Origin of the sequence: Candidatus Sodalis pierantonius str. SOPE, from assembly GCF_000517405.1 — a bacterium.
GTDB lineage: Bacteria > Pseudomonadota > Gammaproteobacteria > Enterobacterales > Enterobacteriaceae > Sodalis_C > Sodalis_C pierantonii.
This window is the reverse complement of record NZ_CP006568.1, coordinates 1,883,645-1,902,909: the sequence shown is the minus strand read 5'-3', so window position 1 is coordinate 1,902,909 and position 19,265 is coordinate 1,883,645. Positions and strand designations below refer to the sequence as shown.

The 19,265-nt window shown below is 54.6% G+C and carries 16 protein-coding genes, 3 tRNA genes and 7 pseudogenes; 15 read left to right on the top strand and 11 right to left on the bottom strand.

Annotation, left to right across the window (positions count from 1 at the left end; translation table 11 throughout):
- Positions 1-160: 160 nt before the first annotated feature.
- A tRNA-Cys gene (locus tag SOPEG_RS09730) sits at positions 161-234 on the top strand.
- 16 nt (positions 235-250) lie between these two features.
- Positions 251-336 (top strand) — tRNA-Leu (locus SOPEG_RS09725).
- Between the two features lie 116 nt (positions 337-452).
- On the opposite strand, the gene SOPEG_RS24490 is transcribed toward SOPEG_RS09725, so the two are convergent.
- The 3 genes from SOPEG_RS24490 to SOPEG_RS28755 all read right to left on the bottom strand — a co-directional run bounded on the left by SOPEG_RS24490 (position 453) and on the right by SOPEG_RS28755 (position 2,124).
- Complete coding sequence (locus tag SOPEG_RS24490) at positions 453-1,469, bottom strand: tyrosine-type recombinase/integrase (RefSeq protein WP_071882163.1); 1,017 nt, start codon at positions 1,467-1,469, stop codon at positions 453-455.
- A 9-nt stretch (positions 1,470-1,478) separates the two neighbouring features.
- Complete coding sequence (locus tag SOPEG_RS30855; RefSeq protein ID WP_081743110.1) at positions 1,479-1,619, bottom strand: hypothetical protein; 141 nt, start codon at positions 1,617-1,619, stop codon at positions 1,479-1,481.
- A 208-nt stretch (positions 1,620-1,827) separates the two neighbouring features.
- The gene (locus SOPEG_RS28755) at positions 1,828-2,124 is read right to left on the bottom strand and encodes a helix-turn-helix transcriptional regulator (protein ID WP_025245194.1); all 297 of its coding nucleotides are present in this window, start codon (positions 2,122-2,124) and stop codon (positions 1,828-1,830) included.
- A gap of 285 nt (positions 2,125-2,409) precedes the next feature.
- Between SOPEG_RS28755 and SOPEG_RS09715 the strand changes: the two genes are divergently transcribed.
- Entirely contained in the window at positions 2,410-3,333 is a 924-nt protein-coding gene (locus SOPEG_RS09715) for an IS5-like element ISSoEn1 family transposase (protein ID WP_025243926.1), read from the top strand.
- Positions 3,334-3,374: 41 nt separating this feature from the next.
- On the opposite strand, the gene SOPEG_RS09710 is transcribed toward SOPEG_RS09715, so the two are convergent.
- Positions 3,375-3,560, bottom strand: a complete 186-nt coding sequence (locus tag SOPEG_RS09710) for a hypothetical protein (RefSeq protein ID WP_025245193.1) — start codon at positions 3,558-3,560, stop codon at positions 3,375-3,377.
- Positions 3,557-3,868 (bottom strand): hypothetical protein, encoded by a 312-nt coding sequence (locus tag SOPEG_RS27335; protein ID WP_025245192.1) that lies wholly within the window; start codon positions 3,866-3,868, stop codon positions 3,557-3,559. Before SOPEG_RS27335 ends, SOPEG_RS09710 begins: the two co-directional genes overlap by 4 nt.
- Positions 3,869-3,993: 125 nt before the next feature.
- On the opposite strand from SOPEG_RS27335, the pseudogene SOPEG_RS09705 reads away from it, so the two are divergent.
- Positions 3,994-5,083 (top strand): annotated as a pseudogene (locus SOPEG_RS09705) (IS256 family transposase); the annotation flags it as partial.
- Here the strand turns inward: SOPEG_RS09705 and SOPEG_RS24475 are convergent.
- The 3 genes and pseudogenes from SOPEG_RS24475 to SOPEG_RS09690 all read right to left on the bottom strand — a co-directional run.
- A pseudogene (locus SOPEG_RS24475) lies at positions 5,083-5,877 on the bottom strand (IS256-like element ISSoEn2 family transposase); the annotation flags it as partial. The pseudogenes SOPEG_RS09705 and SOPEG_RS24475 sit on opposite strands and share 1 nt — an antisense overlap.
- A gap of 72 nt (positions 5,878-5,949) precedes the next feature.
- Positions 5,950-6,029, bottom strand: a tRNA-OTHER gene (locus SOPEG_RS09695).
- Positions 6,030-6,040: 11 nt separating this feature from the next.
- Positions 6,041-6,406, bottom strand: a complete 366-nt coding sequence (locus SOPEG_RS09690) for a CCDC90 family protein (RefSeq protein ID WP_025245191.1) — start codon at positions 6,404-6,406, stop codon at positions 6,041-6,043.
- Between the two features lie 279 nt (positions 6,407-6,685).
- Between SOPEG_RS09690 and SOPEG_RS09685 the strand changes: the two genes are divergently transcribed.
- The 8 genes and pseudogenes from SOPEG_RS09685 to SOPEG_RS09650 form a co-directional block, all read left to right on the top strand.
- Positions 6,686-6,952 (top strand): hypothetical protein, encoded by a 267-nt coding sequence (locus SOPEG_RS09685; protein ID WP_025245190.1) that lies wholly within the window; start codon positions 6,686-6,688, stop codon positions 6,950-6,952.
- A 95-nt stretch (positions 6,953-7,047) separates the two neighbouring features.
- On the top strand, positions 7,048-7,473 hold the full coding sequence (locus SOPEG_RS09680; RefSeq protein ID WP_025245189.1) for a hypothetical protein: 426 nt from the start codon (positions 7,048-7,050) through the stop codon (positions 7,471-7,473).
- Positions 7,474-7,483: 10 nt separating this feature from the next.
- On the top strand, positions 7,484-7,711 hold the full coding sequence (locus tag SOPEG_RS30580; protein ID WP_025245188.1) for a hypothetical protein: 228 nt from the start codon (positions 7,484-7,486) through the stop codon (positions 7,709-7,711).
- 3 nt (positions 7,712-7,714) lie between these two features.
- Positions 7,715-9,340, top strand: a pseudogene (locus SOPEG_RS09670) (portal protein).
- Positions 9,337-9,564, top strand: a complete 228-nt coding sequence (locus tag SOPEG_RS09665; protein WP_025245187.1) for a Bbp19 family protein — start codon at positions 9,337-9,339, stop codon at positions 9,562-9,564. The pseudogene SOPEG_RS09670 and the gene SOPEG_RS09665 overlap by 4 nt, the downstream one beginning before the upstream one ends.
- Positions 9,554-9,829, top strand: coding sequence for a hypothetical protein (locus tag SOPEG_RS09660; protein WP_025245186.1), 276 nt, complete (start codon positions 9,554-9,556; stop codon positions 9,827-9,829). The genes SOPEG_RS09665 and SOPEG_RS09660 overlap by 11 nt, the downstream gene beginning before the upstream one ends.
- 73 nt (positions 9,830-9,902) lie before the next feature.
- Complete coding sequence (locus SOPEG_RS09655) at positions 9,903-10,598, top strand: hypothetical protein (protein ID WP_236851736.1); 696 nt, start codon at positions 9,903-9,905, stop codon at positions 10,596-10,598.
- A gap of 40 nt (positions 10,599-10,638) precedes the next feature.
- Positions 10,639-11,727, top strand: a pseudogene (locus SOPEG_RS09650) (IS256 family transposase); the annotation flags it as partial.
- On the opposite strand, the pseudogene SOPEG_RS24470 reads toward SOPEG_RS09650, so the two are convergent.
- Together SOPEG_RS24470 and SOPEG_RS09640 are read right to left on the bottom strand one after the other, a co-directional pair.
- A pseudogene (locus SOPEG_RS24470) lies at positions 11,727-12,521 on the bottom strand (IS256-like element ISSoEn2 family transposase); the annotation flags it as partial. The pseudogenes SOPEG_RS09650 and SOPEG_RS24470 overlap by 1 nt on opposite strands.
- Positions 12,522-12,809: 288 nt before the next feature.
- Positions 12,810-13,637 (bottom strand): helix-turn-helix domain-containing protein, encoded by an 828-nt coding sequence (locus SOPEG_RS09640; protein WP_051419588.1) that lies wholly within the window; start codon positions 13,635-13,637, stop codon positions 12,810-12,812.
- Between the two features lie 104 nt (positions 13,638-13,741).
- On the opposite strand from SOPEG_RS09640, the gene SOPEG_RS09635 reads away from it, so the two are divergent.
- On the top strand, positions 13,742-14,962 hold the full coding sequence (locus tag SOPEG_RS09635) for a CynX/NimT family MFS transporter (protein WP_025245183.1): 1,221 nt from the start codon (positions 13,742-13,744) through the stop codon (positions 14,960-14,962).
- A gap of 68 nt (positions 14,963-15,030) precedes the next feature.
- On the opposite strand, the pseudogene SOPEG_RS09630 reads toward SOPEG_RS09635, so the two are convergent.
- Positions 15,031-15,817: pseudogene (locus tag SOPEG_RS09630) on the bottom strand (ATP-grasp domain-containing protein).
- Positions 15,818-16,294: 477 nt separating this feature from the next.
- On the opposite strand from SOPEG_RS09630, the gene SOPEG_RS26230 reads away from it, so the two are divergent.
- The gene (locus tag SOPEG_RS26230; protein WP_025245182.1) at positions 16,295-17,107 is read left to right on the top strand and encodes a YebF family protein; all 813 of its coding nucleotides are present in this window, start codon (positions 16,295-16,297) and stop codon (positions 17,105-17,107) included.
- A 100-nt stretch (positions 17,108-17,207) separates the two neighbouring features.
- Positions 17,208-19,225, top strand: a pseudogene (locus SOPEG_RS09620) (S9 family peptidase); the annotation flags it as partial.
- Positions 19,226-19,265: the final 40 nt, after the last annotated feature.

The following is a 19,265-nucleotide window of genomic DNA, read 5'->3' as shown; positions in this document are numbered from 1 at the left end:
GCCAAAAAAGGCTTGCCATCGCTGCTCAGGCAAGCCATAATTGCGTCCATTCCGAAACACGGAATAAACGAATTGTCTTTATAATCAGTTAGTTGCATGGTAGTGATTCGGCAATTCGCCGATAAAGCCCGCTGCAGGACAAAGACAAGGGATGAGATGAGGCGCGTTGGCAGAGTGGCCATGCAGCGGATTGCAAATCCGTCCACCTCGGTTCGACTCCGGGACGCGCCTCCAGTTTAGATTTCCCGACGCCCGGGTGGTGGAATCGGTAGACACAAGGGATTTAAAATCCCTCGGCTTCTGGCTGTGCGGGTTCAAGTCCCGCTCCGGGTACCAAACAGAAAAACCATAATAATCAATAAAATGTCCTATATTAGTCACCGTCGTCAAGGCGGTTTTTTTGTGTCAAAATCAGCTATTCCTAACATCATTTTTTCAATTTGAATAAAAATTCATTTTTTCTGACCACCGACGACGGGGACTATTTCTGTTTTTCTGTTGTACCGTGCCGTCTGTCCGATGCTTTTATGCCCCGAGATCGCTTGTTTCTCTGACAGCGAACCTTTTAAATCAGATATTCCCTTTGCTTTCAAATCGTGAAAGGTGAAATCAAATGTTAGCTTATGATGTAACGCTGAGGCTTTTGCTCGAGCTTTTGCCCAACTTGAATTAAAACCATCACGTGTGTAACGGTTGCCGTTGGGTTGATGCAATACATAAATGCTGTTAACGCCTTGTGATGTTGGCAGGCTATCGGCTAAGTCAATTACTTTTTTTAAGCGTTCAGTCCATGCTTTTATCTGTTTCTTGCCCGTTTTTCCTTGGCAAATGAAAATCCCATCATTAAGCAACTGTGATTTAGTCAATGACAAAACATCGCTCTGCCGAGCGCAACATAAATAAGCGATCTCCATTGCTATACGAACAGTATCGGGAGCAACGGAATACAACGCTTCATATTCTGCATCTGTAATGTAGCGATCCCTAGCCTCTTCTTTAAATTGTCTTACACCTGAGCATGGATTCCCCTTAGTAATTCCTCGCTCATAACCCCAGCGATAAACACGTGATAAAAAGTGTTTTTCATGGTTTGCCTGTGTTTTGCTTTTAGTTCCCCGTTTATCCATATATTTTCTGATATGTTGAGGCTTAACATTGTCAGGATGCATTTTTCCAAAAACGGACAGAAGTTTAGTTGAATTTCTTTTATAGTCTTTTTGTGTTTCTGCTGCAAGAGCCATAAAATCAGCAGAAAGAAAAAACTGACTTATCACATGTTCTAGGGTTTTTCTCTCATTGCGATAATTGTTTGCCTGTTCGTATTTGGCCCATACGATAGGGATTAATGAATCCAGAGGACATAATGATATTGACCCACCGCTAGCCGGATGAAATTCATATTGTGTTTTCTCCCGATAAACACGAGGTGGCAGAGCGTTATCTGCTGGATTCTTGCGTTTGCCAACCATTATTATAACTCACATAGCACTGAAGTTAGGTTCATCCAGCTTTTGTTCCGTTGAAAATTGCCTATATGCCAACGGATGGGCAATGTGATACCACGTTGTACTTGGTGAACCATCCCGTCGTTTCTTGTACCAGATCCCCGCCTCATTCAGCCATTGGCACTACCTTGATTTATATTGATGTCCGGTTAACTGGACTAATTCGTCTGGTGATAAAATATCATGCTCATTCTTCATTGGTCATACCTCAATACGACCGTTCAACATACTAATATGTTGTCCGGATTGATTTTGATTTTTGAAAATCAGTTTTAAATAAAGCTAGTGCATTATGCTACATTACTGTCAGTTCGGCGCGAGGTTACTGCGCCCCGTAGTTATTCAGAACGTGGCTCGATGGCGACAGCAAAGACGGCGGGATATAGCAGTCCGTCCTGTTTTCGCGGCAGTACATCGCCAGCCCCCTGTTACAATGCGTTCCGGTCTTCTGGTAAATGTCCTGAAGCTTGTTCTCGACCGTGCGATGAGATATACCCAGCCGCCGTCCGGTCTCCTTGCTGGTCAGGTTATGCAAAGCAAAAAACACGATTTCCCATTCCCTTTGCGTAAAACGTTCCCCCGGCTCAAACGTCGCCGAGCTCGGCGCTTCCCCATTCACGCATTCCAGCGTCGAGCCAAACGGGAACGGGCGCGCATGACAGATAGTGCCGATGCACTAGAATTCCACGCCCTCTAACGGGTCATCAACGCAGTCGAATTGCGGGCAGAAATCGAAAAGGTAGGATTTCAGTTTCTGCTCTGGGCCATAGGGAAACTGATTCTGCACCGAGAAAAGTTGACGGCTTTCGCGGGCTTTGTCTTTCTGCGCGGCTTTGTTGAATAAATCGAACTTTTAGGTGACTGGCGGCTCTGATCACTACATTCGTTTCAACATCAGGTCCCCATGGCAAAGCAAAAGTTTAAAATCACCAACTGGCCCGCATACAACAATGCGCTCAGGCAGCGGGGGGACATGACAGTATGGCTTGATGAGTCAGCCATTGCTGCATGGACTGAGAGTACACCCCCTGAACATCGTGGCCGGCCGCTTCACTACACCGATATGGCCATTACCACGGTTCTGATGATAAAGCGCGTGTTTAACCTTTCGCTCCGGGCGTTACAGGGTTTCGTTGACGCGATTTTTAAACTGATGGGGCTGTCGCTGCGCTGCCCAGATTACTCTCTGGTCAGCCGGCGAGCAAAAACCGTCGACATCAGCATAAAAACGCCAACCCGCGGCGAAATCTCACACCTGGTCATCGATGGCACCGGCCTGAAAATCTTCGGCGAAGGCGAATGGAAAGTCAGGCAGCATGGGGCTGAGAGGCGCAGAGTATGGCGCAAGCTTCATCTGGCAGTAGATAGCGCGACACATGAAATTATCTGTGCCGATTTATCGCTAAGCGGTACGACAGATGCGCAGGCGCTGCCCGGGCTGATTAACCAAACCCACCGGAAAATCAGGGAAGCGTCGGCTGACAGTGCTTACGATACGCGTTACTGTCATGATGCTCTGCTGAGGAAAAAAATAAAGCCGCTTATCCCACCGCGAAGTGGTGCGCAATATTGGCCAGCTCGATACCATGAGCGTAACCATGCGGTGGCAAATCAGCATCTGAGCGGCAATAACGATACCTGGAAAAAGAAAGTAGGTTATCACCGACGTTCACTGGCTGAAACGGCCATGTTCCGGTTTAAAACACTTCTGGGTGGTCATCTGAGTCTGCATGACTATGACGCGCAGGTAGGTGAGGCTATGGCAATGGTCAAAGCGCTTAATCGGATCACGTTGTTAGGAATGCCAAACAGCGTTCGCATCATGTAACAATCGCCCTGATAGGGAGGAAGTCGTCACAAATTTCGGATTTATTCAACAAAGCGTTTCTGCGCCAGAAAGAGCTGAAGCGACAAGGGGATTTCGTCAGCGTCGATACGGTCAGGTAAATTTAGCAATTCCTTCATCGCCGAATTGAAAAACGGCGCGCCGAGATTTCCAGTTACCGCGCAGGGTGTATTCAGATGCAGGCAGGTGTACGTCAGGATGTCGTTCATGCTGCACCCCCAGTTTGCCTGCGTTGCTCTAATTCAGCCACGCACTCCCGCGCCGCCTGTTCGACATCTGCCGCTGGCGCTCCCCCGAAGAATTTTCCCAACGTGTAAATCTTTTCGTTAACAACAACGCAGCACTTGCCATTTAGCCATGCAGCAAAAACCGTGTAATGGTCATGTTTCCATAATTCACGATAGACAATGTTGGTTATTCTATTAGCATGTAAATATATTGACCTATAAACTTCAATGTTATCCGGCAAACTGGAAATACCCGTGTAGCGGAGGTCAATACTGTCACCGACGCTCAAGTTTTCCGGTAGGCGGGTAATATCTGTGTGGCTGACGTCAAGATCACCGCCAAGAACCTGTTTAGAAATTTGTGTATTTGCCTGATTTTGATATGTTCAATCCAACATCAAAAACAGGTTAATTTATGGACGAAAAACAGTTGCAGACTCTGACTAACGAACTGGCCAAAAATCTCAAAACCCTTAAAGATCTCAGTCACTTCGATCGGCTGCTGAAAAAAATCAGCGTCGAAGCAGCTCTCAATGCCGAAATGACCCATCACCTCGGCTACGATAAAAATCAGCCTAAACCGGGGACCAACGCCCGCAACGGCTATTCCACAAAAACCGTTACCACTGGCGATGGCCCGCTGGCGCTGCGTACTCCGCGCGATCGTGACGGTTCCTTTGAACCGCAACTGGTGAAGAAGAACCAGACCCGGATTACCGGGATGGATAACCAGATTTTATCGTTGTACGCTAAAGGGATGACTACCCGCGAGATCGCCGCCGCGTTCAAAGAGCTGTATGACGCCGATGTCTCGCCGGCGCTGGTCTCAAAGGTCACCGATGCGGTCATGGAGCAGGTTGTCGAATGGCAAAACCGGCCTCTGGATGCAGTCTATCCCATTGTTTATCTTGACTGTATCGTTCTAAAAGTCCGGCAGGACAGCCGCATCATCAACAAATCTGTGTTCCTGGCGCTGGGCATCAACTTCGAAGGCCAGAAAGAGTTGCTAGGTATGTGGCTGGCCGAAAATGAAGGCGCAAAGTTCTGGCTGAACGTGCTGACAGAGCTGAAAAACCGCGGCCTGAACGATATCTTTATCGCCTGCGTAGACGGGCTGAAAGGTTTCCCTGACGCTATTAACGCGGTGTATCCGGAGGCGCGGCTCCAGCTGTGTATCGTGCATATGGTGCGCAACAGCCTGCGGTTCGTCTCCTGGAAGGACTACAAGGCCGTCACCCGCGACCTGAAAGCTATCTATCAGGCCCCTACGGAAGAAGCCGGCTTGCAGGCGTTGGAAGCGTTCTCCAGTGCCTGGGAACATCCGCTACCCGCAAATAAGTCGAAGCTGGCAGGCAAACTGGGCCAATCTGGCCACGCTCCTTGCCTACCCAACGGACATCCGCAAGGTGATCTACACGACCAACGCCATCGAGTCGTTAAACAGCGTGATCCGGCATGCTATCAAAAAGCGCAAGGTGTTCCCGACCGACGACGCAGTGAAAAAGACGAACCGCAGGCTGTTGCGCACCATATGCACGATACACAGCTGGAGCCGCGCCTCCGGATACACCGCGTTAATAGCGTCAGGGAAACCTTTCAGCCCGTCTACGCAGGCGATAAAGATATCGTTCAGGCCGCGGTTTTTCAGCTCTGTCAGCACGTTCAGCCAGAACTTTGCGCCTTCATTTTCGGCCAGCCACATACCTAGCAACTCTTTCTGGCCTTCGAAGTTGATGCCCAGCGCCAGGAACACAGATTTGTTGATGATGCGGCTGTCCTGCCGGACTTTTAGAACGATACAGTCAAGATAAACAATGGGATAGACTGCATCCAGAGGCCGGTTTTGCCATTCGACAACCTGCTCCATGACCGCATCGGTGACCTTTGAGACCAGCGCCGGCGAGACATCGGCGTCATACAGCTCTTTGAACGCGGCGGCGATCTCGCGGGTAGTCATCCCTTTAGCGTACAACGATAAAATCTGGTTATCCATCCCGGTAATCCGGGTCTGGTTCTTCTTCACCAGTTGCGGTTCAAAGGAACCGTCACGATCGCGCGGAGTACGCAGCGCCAGCGGGCCATCGCCAGTGGTAACGGTTTTTGTGGAATAGCCGTTGCGGGCGTTGGTCCCCGGTTTAGGCTGATTTTTATCGTAGCCGAGGTGATGGGTCATTTCGGCATTGAAAGCTGCTTCGACGCTGATTTTTTTCAGCAGCCGATCGAAGTGACTGAGATCTTCAGGGGTTTTGAGATTTTTGGCCAGTTCGTTAGCCAGAGCCTGCAACTGTTTTTCGTCCATAAATTAACCTGTTTTTGATGTTGGATTGAACATATCAAAATTAGGCAAATACACAAATTTCTAAACAGGCTCTGGAGGGTCGAGCAGGATTTGAACCCGCGTCCTTACGGTTTTAGTAACACGTACGCTCTTCCGCACTGAGCTACCGACCCAAGGTCAATAATTACAGCGCGGGCATAACGAAAGCTTTTACGACCAACGACAAAATACCAATAACCCCAAAACCTAGCATCCAGCGTATTAACTTTTGCTCAGAGCGAATACCTGCCATCTCAAGCTGCAAATCTTTGCGGACTAAGGATATCTGCGCCTCGGTTTTCTCGAAGCGAGCATCCATATCTTTACGAACGTCAGCTATCTGAATCGTCAGGTCCTTGCGTACGTCCTCAAGATCGCGCTTGGTCGCCACATCAGTTACTTCATGAGACTTGCGGACGGCAATAGAAATCGCCTTGGCCTGATCTTTCGGCAACCCGGCGCTTTCCAGCGTTTCGACAAACTCTTGTGTATCAAATGCGACCTGTCCCATATGCGTATCACTCTTAGTGATGCAGACAGTATAGCTGTGAGCGGCATGACAAGGCAACTTTGCAGGTAATTTGCTATAATCACCACGCCAGCCTGAACAACTGGCACCTCCTAACTCAACTGCTGTGCCGTCCAACCTAGAGGTTAAGATGGCGCAGGCGGCATATCGAAAAACGAGACCTATCACACTGACCACGGCGACAGCCGAGGCCGGTGGTTTGTTGCAACCGACAAAAACATGCTCTCAGGGTCGCGCGCACGCGCGTTTTGGGGGTAAACCGTGCCAGTAGTTGCAACGGTCAAAACCGACTGGTTCCGGGTGATAAACGACATTACCCGCGCCGGGATCCCGCTACAGGAAATCGCCAGAGAGCTGGACGTGTCCAAGTCTGCGATTATTGGCTGGAAGCAGGGCGCGGCACCTAACCATCACACCGGCGAGGCGCTGACTGACTTCTGGTGCTACGTGATGCATCGCCAGCGCACAGAGCTGCCTGTGCAGGTATCATCGCGGCGCTTTGTGTACGCCTGGCGCAACAAACGCTAGCCTCTCTTCGGCGAGCAGTGGGATTTGGTCGGGATCCTGACCGGGCATCCCTTTCACACTGGCGGCTCTATTATCTATCTACAGGAACCACGACAATGGCACGAAAAAGAAAAGCCGTCGAAGTCCCAGGGCAGGAATCCACAACCGCCGCAGACGTTGCTACAGACGAACTGGAGGGCAATCAGACATTACCTGAGGTTGTCGCCACTGCCGATGAGCAGACCGTGCAGCAGAGGGTTTCCGCTCTGCCAGACAGCACTGCGCAGGCTGAGCGTAACGCTATCCTGTCCACGCTTGACGAGCAGGCCGCAGCAATCATCACCCGCTTTGAAGCCCTGGGCTTTACCTATATGGCTGACCAGAAGCTGACCGACAATCTCTATTTCCTCGAACTCGTTAAGAAGGCCACTACGGCAGCACCCGTCGCGCCGCTTGGCGTTGTGACGAACGAAGAAGGCAAATGTCAACCCGTACCGGGTAAGCCGATTTTAACGGAACACGGCTGGCACGTACCGGGCTAAGGAGAACGTGATGTGTGGAGGGAGTGCACCCCAGGTCGTACGAACGGATCCGCAGGCTGAAGCCAATGCGGCGGCTGACGCAGCGGCAAAGGCGGCGAACGCAGATGCCGCCGCGCGTAAGAAACGCAAGAAAAGCTCGTCTTTGCTGGCCAGTGGTGCAGAAGGGGCCGCGGACTCAGGCAGCTCTTTGTTGTCTTCGGACGCGCAGCCTGCGCAGAAAAAGGCATTGGGGGCGTAACCAATGGATGAACTCGCCGTCAAGCTGATGAAGCGTGCTGATGCGCTAAAATCCCATCGCCAGCGGCATGAAAGCGTCTGGCGCGAGTGCTACGACTACACCTATCCGTTGCGTGGCGCCGGTTTTTCAGCTGACGTGCTGGATGCATAGAGCGCTAAGTCGAAGGTGGCGAAACTGCTGGACGGCACCGCCACCGATAGCGCCCGCATGCTGGCGTCGGCGCTTATGTCCGGCATGACGCCGGCCAATGCGCAGTGGCTCAATCTCGACAGTGAACCGCTGGCAGACGAGGACAAGGCCTGGCTCTCCACCTGTGCCACATTGGTATGGGAGAACATCCACGCAGCCAATTTTGACGCGGAAGGCTATGAGGCGAATCTTGACGTCGTGTGCGCGGGCTGGTTCGTGCTGTACATCGATGAGAACCGGGAGGAGGGCGGCTATATGTTCCAGCAGTGGCCGCTATCGCAATGCTACGTTACGTCAACCCGCAAAGACGGGATTGTCGATACGATTTATCGCTGCTACCAGATAACCGCCGAGCAGGCCATCGCTGCGTTCGGAGAGCAGGGCGCCAGCGAGAAAATACGCCGTGCGGCCAAGGATAAGCCGGATGACAAGTTTGATTTCCTGCACGCGATATTCCCGCGTACGAATTATGTGGTAAACGCCCGTTTGGATAAGCATTTACGCTTTGCCTCTTTTCACGTGGAGAGGCAGGGAAAGCGCATAGTGCGAGAATCGGGTTACCACAAATTCCCGGTTTGTGTACCGCGCTGGATGAAAATCCCTGGCGGCGCGTATGGCATTGGCCCGGTATATGATGCGTTGCCAGACTGCAAGGAGCTGAACGAAACCAAACGCATGGAGAAGTCCGCGCAGGATTTGGCCATTTCGGGTATGTGGATTGCCGAGGATGACGGTGTCATGAATCCGTACTCCGTCAAGGTCGGCCCGCGCCGCATTATTGTGGCGAGCAGCGTGAACAGCATGAAGCCCTTACTCACGGGGGCTGATTTTCAGGTTGCGTTTACCGCAGAAGACCGTCTGCAGGCCAGCATTCGCAAAATCATGATGGCCGACCAGCTGCAGCCACAGGATGGTCCGGCGATGACCGCGACCGAAGTCCATGTCCGCGTGGCCCTGATCCGCCAACTGCTGGGGCCGGTCTACGGACGGTTTCAGGCGGAATACCTGCAACCGCTGGTTGAGCGCTGTTTCGGTATTGCCTTCCGCGCAGGCGTCTTTCCGCCTCCCCCCGACAGCATGCAAGCCGCGCATTTTAATGTGCGCTATATCTCGCCGCTGGTCCGCGCACAGAAGCTGGAGGACGTGACTGCGATTGAACGTCTTGGCGCGAACGTGGCGCAGCTGTCCCAGGTTAGTCCGGATGTCGTAGACCTGGTGGACACCGATGAGGCGACGCGCGTGGTGGCCGATGCGCTAGGTGTACCGGCGAAGGTGATTCGCTTGGCGGTGGATGTCACCAGCCTGCGCGACCAGCGCGCCAAGGCGCAGCAGCAGCAAGCGCAACAGCAGCTGATGATGCAGGCTGGGCAGGAGGCCGCCAGCGCCGCCGGGCAGGCCGCGGGGAGCGCAATGGGCCAAAGATTGGCGGAGGGACAATGAGAAAACCCGCGCTACCGGGCGATTACAAACGCCTGTTTGAAGAGATGGCGGGCGGCCCTGAAGTACTGGCGGAATTAGCCCGGCGATTCGGGCGGGCCGTCTACGTGGAGGGCGGTCATGAGGGAGACCGCGCAACGTGCTACAGAGCCGGGCAGCGTGCCGTGCTCGATTTCATTCTCATGAGAATTAACCAGGCTGACGGAATATACGACGATGGCGATTGACATTGAACATACCGACAAGGGTGACAAGGTTACTGAGAAGCCAGTTACAGTAAATATCAGCACAAACCAGATAACTGACGCTTCCACGACAGGTAAAGCACTGCTGACAGCGGGCAGCGCTGCGAATGCCCGCACCACGCTGGAAATAGTTACCGGTGCAGCGATTGCTGATCTTGCTGCAGGTGCTGACGCTGCAACAATTGTCACCACGGTTAACGCCATTCTGGCGAGTTTACGTATCGCAAAAATTATCGCTTCAAGCTGAGGGTTTTAAACCATGTGGAAATTTAAACACTTATTCCTGAGCGCCGATGCTGGCGAGGACGCGGGGGGCAACGGTGGCGACGAATCTGTTAATTTTGATGCAGGTCATTCTTTGCTTGGCACCAATGGACGAGGCGGATTGGGTACCGGAAAAATTCCGTGTTATGGACGATGACGGCAAGCTTAACGTGGAAAGCTCTGCGCGTAAGCTGGCAGAGTCTTATATGCATCTTGAGAAGCGTTTAGGTCACGGTGACGCCCCGCCCAAGTCCATTGATGACTACGCACCGAAGATAGACGCTGAGGGATTTCAATGGGATGAATTCAAAGCCGATCCTGAGATGCAGAGCTTTCTCAACGCCGCCCACGCCAAGGGCATCACGAATGACCAAATGGGCTTTATTCTGGGCGAGTACCTGCAGCGTGCACCGGCGTTAGTGAACGGTGCGGCCGAGCTGGATGCGGACGCCGCGGGGACACAGTTACGCGCGGTGTGGCAATCTGACGCTGAATTTAACAAAAACATCGGTCTGGCCTACCGTGCGTTTCATGCGCTGGCCGATGAAGGCTACAAAGATCGCCTGGATGATATCGGCAATAATCCGCTGGTTATCCGCCTGCTGGCGAAAGTGGGGGCGGAGATGCAGGAGGATACGCCGGCGGGGGCGGACGCTAACCCGGCGGCACAGCAAGTCATCCGTGACCTGATGAAGTCGGAGGCCTATGCCGATCCGAAACGAGCCTGTTTAGAAATTTGTGTATTTGCCTGATTTTGATATGTTCAATCCAACATCAAAAACAGGTTAATTTATGGACGAAAAACAATTGCAGGCTCTGGCTAACGAACTGGCCAAAAATCTCAAAACCCCTGGAGATCTCAGTCACTTCGATCGGCTGCTGAAAAAAATCAGCGTCGAAGCAGCTCTCAATGCCGAAATGACCCATCACCTCGGCTACGATAAAAATCAGCCTAAACCGGGGACCAACGCCCGCAACGGCTATTCCACAAAAACCGTTACCACTGGCGATGGCCCGCTGGCGCTGCGTACTCCGCGCGATCGTGACAGTTCCTTTGAACCGCAACTGGTGAAGAAGAACCAGACCCGGATTACCGGGATGGATAACCAGATTTTATCGTTGTACGCCAAAGGGATGACCACCCGCGAGATCGCCGCTGCGTTCAAAGAGCTGTATGACGCCGATGTCTCGCCGGCACTGGTCTCAAAGGTCACCGATGCGGTCATGGAGCAGGTTGTCGAATGGCAAAACCGGCCTTTGGATACAGTCTATCCCATTGTTTATCTTGACTGTATCGTTCTAAAAGTCCGGCAGGACAGCCGCATCATCAACAAATCTGTGTTCCTGGCGCTGGGCATCAACATCGAAGGCCAGAAAGAGTTGCTAGGTATGTGGCTGGCCGAAAATGAAGGCGCAAAGTTCTGGCTGAACGTGCTGACAGAGCTGAAAAACCGCGGCCTGAACGATATCCTTATCGCCTGCGTAGACGGGCTGAAAGGTTTCCCTGACGCTATTAACGCGGTGTATCCGGAGGCGCGGCTCCAGCTGTGTATCGTGCATATGGTGCGTAACAGCCTACGGTTCGTCTCCTGGAAGGACTACAAGGCCGTCACCCGCGACCAGAAAGCTATCTATCAGGCCCCTACGGAAGAAGCCGGCTTGCAGGCGCTGGAAGCGTTCTCCAGTGCCGGGGACATCCGCTACCCGCAAATAAGTCGAAGCTGGCAAGCAAACTGGGCCAATCTGGCCACGTTCTTTGCCTACCCAACGGACATCCGCAAGGTGATCTACACGACCAACGCCATCGAGTCGTTAAACAGCGTGATCCGGCATGCCATCAAAAAGCGCAAGGTGTTCCCGACCGACGACGCAGTGAAAAAGACGAACCGCAGGCTGTTACGCACCATATGCACGATACACAGCTGGAGCCGCGCCTCCGGATACACCGCGTTAATAGCGTCAGGGAAACCTTTCAGCCCGTCTACGCAGGCGATAAGGATATCGTTCAGGCCGCGGTTTTTCAGCTCTGTCAGCACGTTCAGCCAGAACTTTGCGCCTTCATTTTCGGCCAGCCACATACCTAGCAACTCTTTCTGGCCTTCGATGTTGATGCCCAGCGCCAGGAACACAGATTTGTTGATGATGCGGCTGTCCTGCCGGACTTTTAGAACGATACAGTCAAGATAAACAATGGGATAGACTGCATCCAGAGGCCGGTTTTGCCATTCGACAACCTGCTCCATGACCGCATCGGTGACCTTTGAGACCAGCGCCGGCGAGACATCGGCGTCATACAGCTCTTTGAACGCAGCGGCGATCTCGCGGGTGGTCATCCCTTTGGCGTACAACGATAAAATCTGGTTATCCATCCCGGTAATCCGGGTCTGGTTCTTCTTCACCAGTTGCGGTTCAAAGGAACCGTCACGATCGCGCGGAGTACGCAGCGCCAGCGGGCCATCGCCAGTGGTAACGGTTTTTGTGGAATAGCCGTTGCGGGCGTTGGTCCCCGGTTTAGGCTGATTTTTATCGTAGCCGAGGTGATGGGTCATTTCGGCATTGAGAGCTGCTTCGACGCTGATTGTTTTCAGCAGCCGATCGAAGTGACTGAGATCTTCAGGGGTTTTGAGATTTTTGGCCAGTTCGTTAGCCAGAGCCTGCAATTGTTTTTCGTCCATAAATTAACCTGTTTTTGATGTTGGATTGAACATATCAAAATCAGGCAAATACACAAATTTCTAAACAGGCTCTGGTCATTCGTAATTTCGCCTGATTTCCTGTTTGCAAATTAGTCCAGAATTGATTGCATCGCTACAGTCGCGCCATCGCCACGGTGACTCATCTATCCTTAACCCGCTCTCACGCCACGGCGAAGGCGCTATCCTTAAACGCACGCCCGTTGCGGCGAATGCCTTTCCCGACGCCCGCTGCCCTTTGTCTGCCGCATTAGCCGGTGTACGTGCTTGTTAGTCGGATGGCGTCCAGGGCTCGCCGCCGGGGAGTCCCTCAGCCCCCTGCCAACCGTCGGTGAAATACTGTCCGGGCGGTTTGCCCAGCGCCTTTTTAAACATGGTGATAAAGGCTGAAGGCGAGTCGTAGCCCAGATTTTCCGCCACCCGCTGAACGCGGGTACCCGACGCCAGTTCACGGATGGCGATAATCAGCTGCAATCGTTGCCGCCAGCGGCCGAACGTCATGCCGGTTTCTTTAATAAACAGCCTGGCCAACGAACGTTCGCTCATGCCGACCTGAGAGGCCCACTCGGGCAGCGTTCGACGCTCGCCGGGGGACTGGTTTAGCGTATCGGTAATGCGGCGAATGTGCGGATGCGAAGAGAACGGCAGTGAAAGATTCTCCACCGGCATATTGCCCAACTGTTCCAACATGACGATAGCGAGGCGCCCCGTTGGCGAATCCAGCGCATAGTCGCCCGGCAGCCCGGCCAAATGCAAAATAAGCTGTTGCAGCAACGGTGAAATGAATAACGTACAGCTGCGCGCCGGCAATCCCGGAAAGGTGGGCTCCACGAACACGAAACAGAAGCGGGCATTAACGGTGGCGCGGTTACTGTGCGGAGTATCTCCCGGGATCCACACCGCGCAATGGGGCGGTACCATCAAAAGCGCATCGGTGAGTTCGCAGGTAATACCGCCCCGCAGCGCCATGATCAACAGCCCTTTACGATGTTGATGAAAAGGGGTTTCCATCGCGCTCTGCACGGCATCGAGACGCATTGCGGTCGCCAGATTGCGATCGCGGTCGGGGTCATAATGGGTCAAGGGTGCCGGCAGCATAATAAATTGGCCGTTTCTCACAATTTTTAGTCATTTTATCTCAATTAATTGGCGGCGCAAGACGGTAGAGTAGCCGGGCAATCATGACATCAGGAGTACGTTTTTTGGCTAACACACCGACCCCTTTTCCTCCCCGCGCTACCGGTCGTCTTATCCTTATCGGCGGCATTTTGCTGATAGCGGCCTGCCTGCGTACCCCGGTGACCAGCGTGGCGCCGATCGTGACGCAAATCCGCGAGAGTTTTGCCCTCAGCACCGCGGCGGCGGGCGCGTTGACGACGCTACCGCTGCTCGCCTTCGCGCTGGTATCCCCCATAGCGGCGCAGCTGGCCCGCCGGCAGGGTATCGAGAAAGCTCTGTTCGCCGCGCTGGCGGTGATGATTGCCGGCGCGCTGCTGCGCGCCATAGACCAGATTGCTTGTGTGTATCTGGGCACGTTTGTGCTCGGCGCCGGCATTGCGGTGGGCAATGTGCTGCTGCCGAGTTTGCTGAAACGGGATTTCCCAGGGCGTATCGCCGCGATGACCGCGGCCTACGTCGTGGTCATGGGGATGATCGCCGCGCTGGGATCGGCCTTTATTGTGCCGCTGACCGAGGCGCTACAAGGCAATTGGCGGCTGTCGCTGGTGTTGCTGTCGACCTTGCCGCTGCTGGCAATGTTGTGCTGGCTGCCGCAGATCACGACGCATCGGCATGCGGGCGGTCCGGGTGCGGCCGGTATCCTACATCGCGGCAGTATTTGGAGGTCGCCGCTGGCGTGGCAGGTCACCCTGTTTCTCGGCATGAATTCGTTTATTTACTATATCGCGGTCGGCTGGTTGCCGGCCATGATAACCGAGACGGGTTACGGTGCCGCTTATGCGGGCTCCTTGCATGGCCTTATGCAGCTCGCGACCGCCGTGCCGGGGCTGTTGTTGGCGCCGGTCATCGCCCGGATGAAAGACCAGCGCTTGCTTGCCTGCGCGACCGGCCTGATCACGCTGGTGTCGCTGGCGGGGCTGGCGCTATGGCCCGCCGGGGTCGTGGTTTGGACCGTATTGTTGGGTGTCGGTACCGGCGCGGCGATGATTCTCGGACTGGCGTTTATTAGTTTGCGCGCAGCGGAATCTCACCAGGCGGCGGCGCTGTCGGGAATGGCGCAATGTGTGGGGTATCTGCTGGCGGCGGTGGGACCGATGCTGATGGGCGCACTGCATGACCTCGCGGGTAGTTGGTATTGGCCGCTGCTCATTTGTAGCCTGTGCGCCGGTATAATGGGCCTGCTGGGCTTCCTGTGCGGCGCCGACCGGCAAATCGGCGTTCGCCGAAACCGCACCGGCCCGTGACCGTGAGCCTGGGCGCTGAGGCCGCCGACCCATGACCGGCATCGGCGGCCCCAGACCGCCATTAGCCGTTACGTTCGCCGTGGCTCCTGACTACCATTAGCCGATACGTTCACCGCGGCGGCGGCCTCTTTTGCTACCGTGACGGCCTCTTCCACCGTGGGCGCCACGGCGAGCGCCACGCCCAGCCGGCGTTTGCCGTTGAGGCTGGGCTTGGCAAACAGGCGGATCTGCTGCCCCGCGCTCAGCGCGTTTTCCAGGCCGCTGAAGCGGACGTTGTCACTGTCCAGTTCGGGCAGGATCACCGCCGACGCCGCCGGGCCATATTGGCGAATGGTGCCTATCGGTAGTCCAAGAAAGGCGCGAACATGCAGGGCGAATTCCGATAAGTCCTGCGAAATCAAGGTGACCATGCCGGTGTCATGAGGGCGGGGGGACACCTCGCTGAAAATCATCTCGTCGCCGCAAATAAACAGCTCCACGCCGAACAGACCGTGGCCTCCGAGCGCACTCACCACTTTAGCGGCAATCGCCTGCGCGCGCCAGCGCCAGCGCGCTCATTTGTTGTGGTTGCCACGACTCCCGGTAGTCGCCGTCTTCCTGGCGATGGCCGATGGGCGCGCAGAAATGGATGCCGTCCACGGCGCTGATGGTTCAACAGGGTGATTTCAAAATCAAACGCCACCAGCCCTTCAACGATAACCTTGCCGCCGCCGGCGCATTGGCATAGCGATCGACGGCGATCACCTCCACCCCCAAACGCTGGCATTCGATGGCGACTTCTTTACCCAATTCGCCCGAGCCGAGCAACATGACACGCGTTGCTCCCGGACGACGTGCCGTTCCGATGGTGATCATTTGGTTTACCCGAGGTCATAAAAATTGCGCGCAGTATAAACGAAAACGTTTGCCTATGCATCCGTCGGCACCCAGGGAGCTTGCGCGTCGCTTACTCTCGCCGCGCTGGAACCGTTAACTCTCATGCCGCGCGACCGCAGGCAGCACGGCTTACCCGTAGCGTGGCGATTTTTCCCCGTTGGCGATAGCGTCGCGGCTTACCCCTTAGCGCGGGGTTATTTCCCTTGCCGGCTAGGGACGTGCCGCGCGCAATTGACGCGGGGCGTTCCATCCGGCCTCCCTAAGACGCGGCAAGCTTTCGCGAGGAACCATGAATAAGCAAATATTTAAAGCTTTTGAAATAAAACAGTTTCGCACGGAATTTTTAACCGGCTATTATCATCTAATTTTAACCGGCTATTATCATCTAATGAGGTGAAAAAGATTAACTGATCACGTGGAGGAACTATGCGTAAAACGGGAAACAGGGTGGTGGGGATGCTGGTGGCGGGACTATTAGTATCGTCAATATCGGCGCGGGCAGATGATGAAACGCCGACCCCCGTCCCTGCGCAGGATACTACCGGGCAGTCAACGCAGCAGGCGGCCGGCGATAGCCAACAACCCATCACGCCCCCCGACGCCAACGCCCCGCAACCTCAGGGTGAGAACAATGCCGCCTCAAACGGCAGCGGCGATGGCACAGGCGCCTCGCCCACACCGGGCGGCAGTGCCAATGCGACGAGCGCCGCACCCAGCGGCAACGCCAATGCGTCAGACACTCCGCCCGCGTCAAACGGCGACGGTGACCACGCCGCCCCGCAAAGCAATGCCAGCAGCGCTGCGCCCGCCGGCAACGGCGACAAAGCTGCCGCTGGCCAAAACGGCGAAGAGTCGGCCGCAGCGGGTGCGCCCAAGAGCGGCGCCAAAGAGGCTGCTGCGGCAGACAAGCGTACGGCAGCCAAAAAAGCAGCGGCGGATAAAGCGGCCAAAGCGAAAAGCACCAAACCCGGACCCGCCGACGCCACGCCTGAAATCGCCAAAGTCGCCCTTTGTCACGATCTCAACGCTGCCCAGGTCGCGGAGCTTATCGATCAGGATTACACCCAAAACCGGTTTCAGCGCTCCGAACAGGACCAGCAGGCGGCCGGCGGCAGAAATATCAACGCTTGGGTAAACCCGGAAGACGTTACCGGCGTGGGTGATGTCTGGCAGGCGCCGCTTAAGGTGCGCGGTAACGAGCAGGACCTGAACTATGCCGTTACGCTGGACTGCACCAAAGGTGAAATCACCTACCGGTTAACTAAATGATTTTCCCCGGCGCCCCACGCTGCCGCGCTGGTTCCCGCTGCGCTTGGCATAGCACCATATTCGTGCCACTCTATTTTTATAGAGAATAAGGAATTGCCGTATGACATTGCCACCCAATGCTGAAAAACGACCCTTTACGTTAACGCTACACGGCGATACCCGTGTGGGCGACTATTACTGGTTACGCGATGATAAGCGTGAAGATCCGGCGGTGCTGGATTATCTCAAGCGGGAAAATACCTACGGCGAAATGATGATGGCCGAGCATGAAGCGTTGCGGCATCAACTGTTCACTGAAATGGTGGAGCGCATACCCCATCAGGATCGTTCTGTGTCCTACGTCCGTCGGGATTATCGCTATCAAAGTCGCTACGAAGAGGGCAATGAATACGCCATCTACACGCGTCAGCCGGCATCGGCCAATCCGCAAGGCGAGTGGGAGGTGTTGCTTGACGGCAATCAACGCGCCGCCCAGAGCGAATTTTATACCATGGGTGCGCTGGAAATCAGCCCCGATAATCGCATTATGGCCGTCGCGGAAGATTTTTATCCCGCCGCCTCTATGGGCTGCGTTTTAAGGATTTGGCCCGTGATTCATGATTTCCGGAAGTCATTGAACATGCGTCGTCCAGTTTTGAATGGGCCAACGACTCGCGGGTGCTGTATTACGTCCACAAGCATAAAAAGACGCTGCTGCCATATCAAGTATGGCGCCATGTGGTGGGCACGCCGACCACGCAGGACGAGCTTATTTATGAAGAGCAAGACGACACCTTTTATGTCAGCGTGCATAAGACCACGTCGGAGCGCTATATTTTTATCGCCCTCGGCAGCACCACCTCCGGTGAAATTCTGCTGCTCGACGCCGACGATCCAAAGGCGAAACCGCACAGGTTTTTTCCGCGGCGGCACGATCACGAATATTCATTGGATCATTATCAGGGCCACTTCTACATCCGCTCCAATCGCGACGGTAAAAATTTCGCGCTGTATCGCGGCGAAACCGGTGAGGAAAAACTCTGGCAGGAGTTGATCCCGGCGCGCAAGGACGTGGTACTGGAAAGCTTTACGCTGTTTCGCGATTGGCTGGTGCTGGAGGAGCGCCATATGGGGCTCACTAGCCTGCGCCAAATCCGTTGGTCGACCGGTGAAGAAAAGGGCATCGCGTTTGATGATCCCACCTACGTGACCTGGCTGGCGTACAACCCCGACCCGGAAAGCGCGCAGATGCGTTACGGTTACTCCTCCATGACGACGCCGATGACGCTATTCGAGATGAATCTGGATACCGGCGAACGCAAGCTACTCAAGCAGACGCAGGTGAAAAACTTTCAGGCGGACCATTATCGTAGCGAACGGCTCTGGATCACCGCCCGCGACGGTGTCGAGGTGCCGGTGTCGCTGGTTTACCGCAAGGATTTGTTTAAGTCGGGCTGCAATCCCCTGCTGGTTTACGGCTACGGCTCCTACGGCAGCAGTATGGACCCGGACTTCAGCGCCAGCCGGCTGAGCTTGCTGGATCGCGGCTTCGTCTTTGCCTTGACGCACATACGCGGCGGCGGCGAACTCGGCCAAGAGTGGTACGAGGACGGCAAATTATTCAACAAGATGAATACCTTCAACGATTTTATTGACATCAGCCACGAACTGTTGCGTCAAAGGTATGGCGATGCCGAGCAGGCCTTTGCCATGGGCGGCAGCGCCGGTGGGCTGTTGATGGGGGCGGTCATCAATTTGGCGCCGGAGCTGTTCAAAGGTGTGGTAGCCCAGGTACCCTTCGTGGATGTGGTGACCACTATGCTGGATGAATCCATTCCGCTGACGACCGGCAAATATGAGGAGTGGGGAAATTCACAGGAAGAAGCCTTCTATCATTATATTCTGCAATACAGTCCCTATGACCAGGTACGTGCGCAGGCTTATCCTCATTTGCTGGTCACCACCGGCCTGCATGATTCGCAGGTGCAGTATTGGGAGCCGGCGAAGTGGGTCGCTAAACTGCGTGAAATGAAAACCGACGATCATCTGCTATTGCTGTGCACCGATATGGACTCCGGCCACGGCGGCAAATCCGGTCGCTTCAAAGGCTATGAAGGGGTATCGATGGAATATACCTTTTATTCTGGCGCTGGCCAAAGCCGCCGGCAGCCCGCCGACG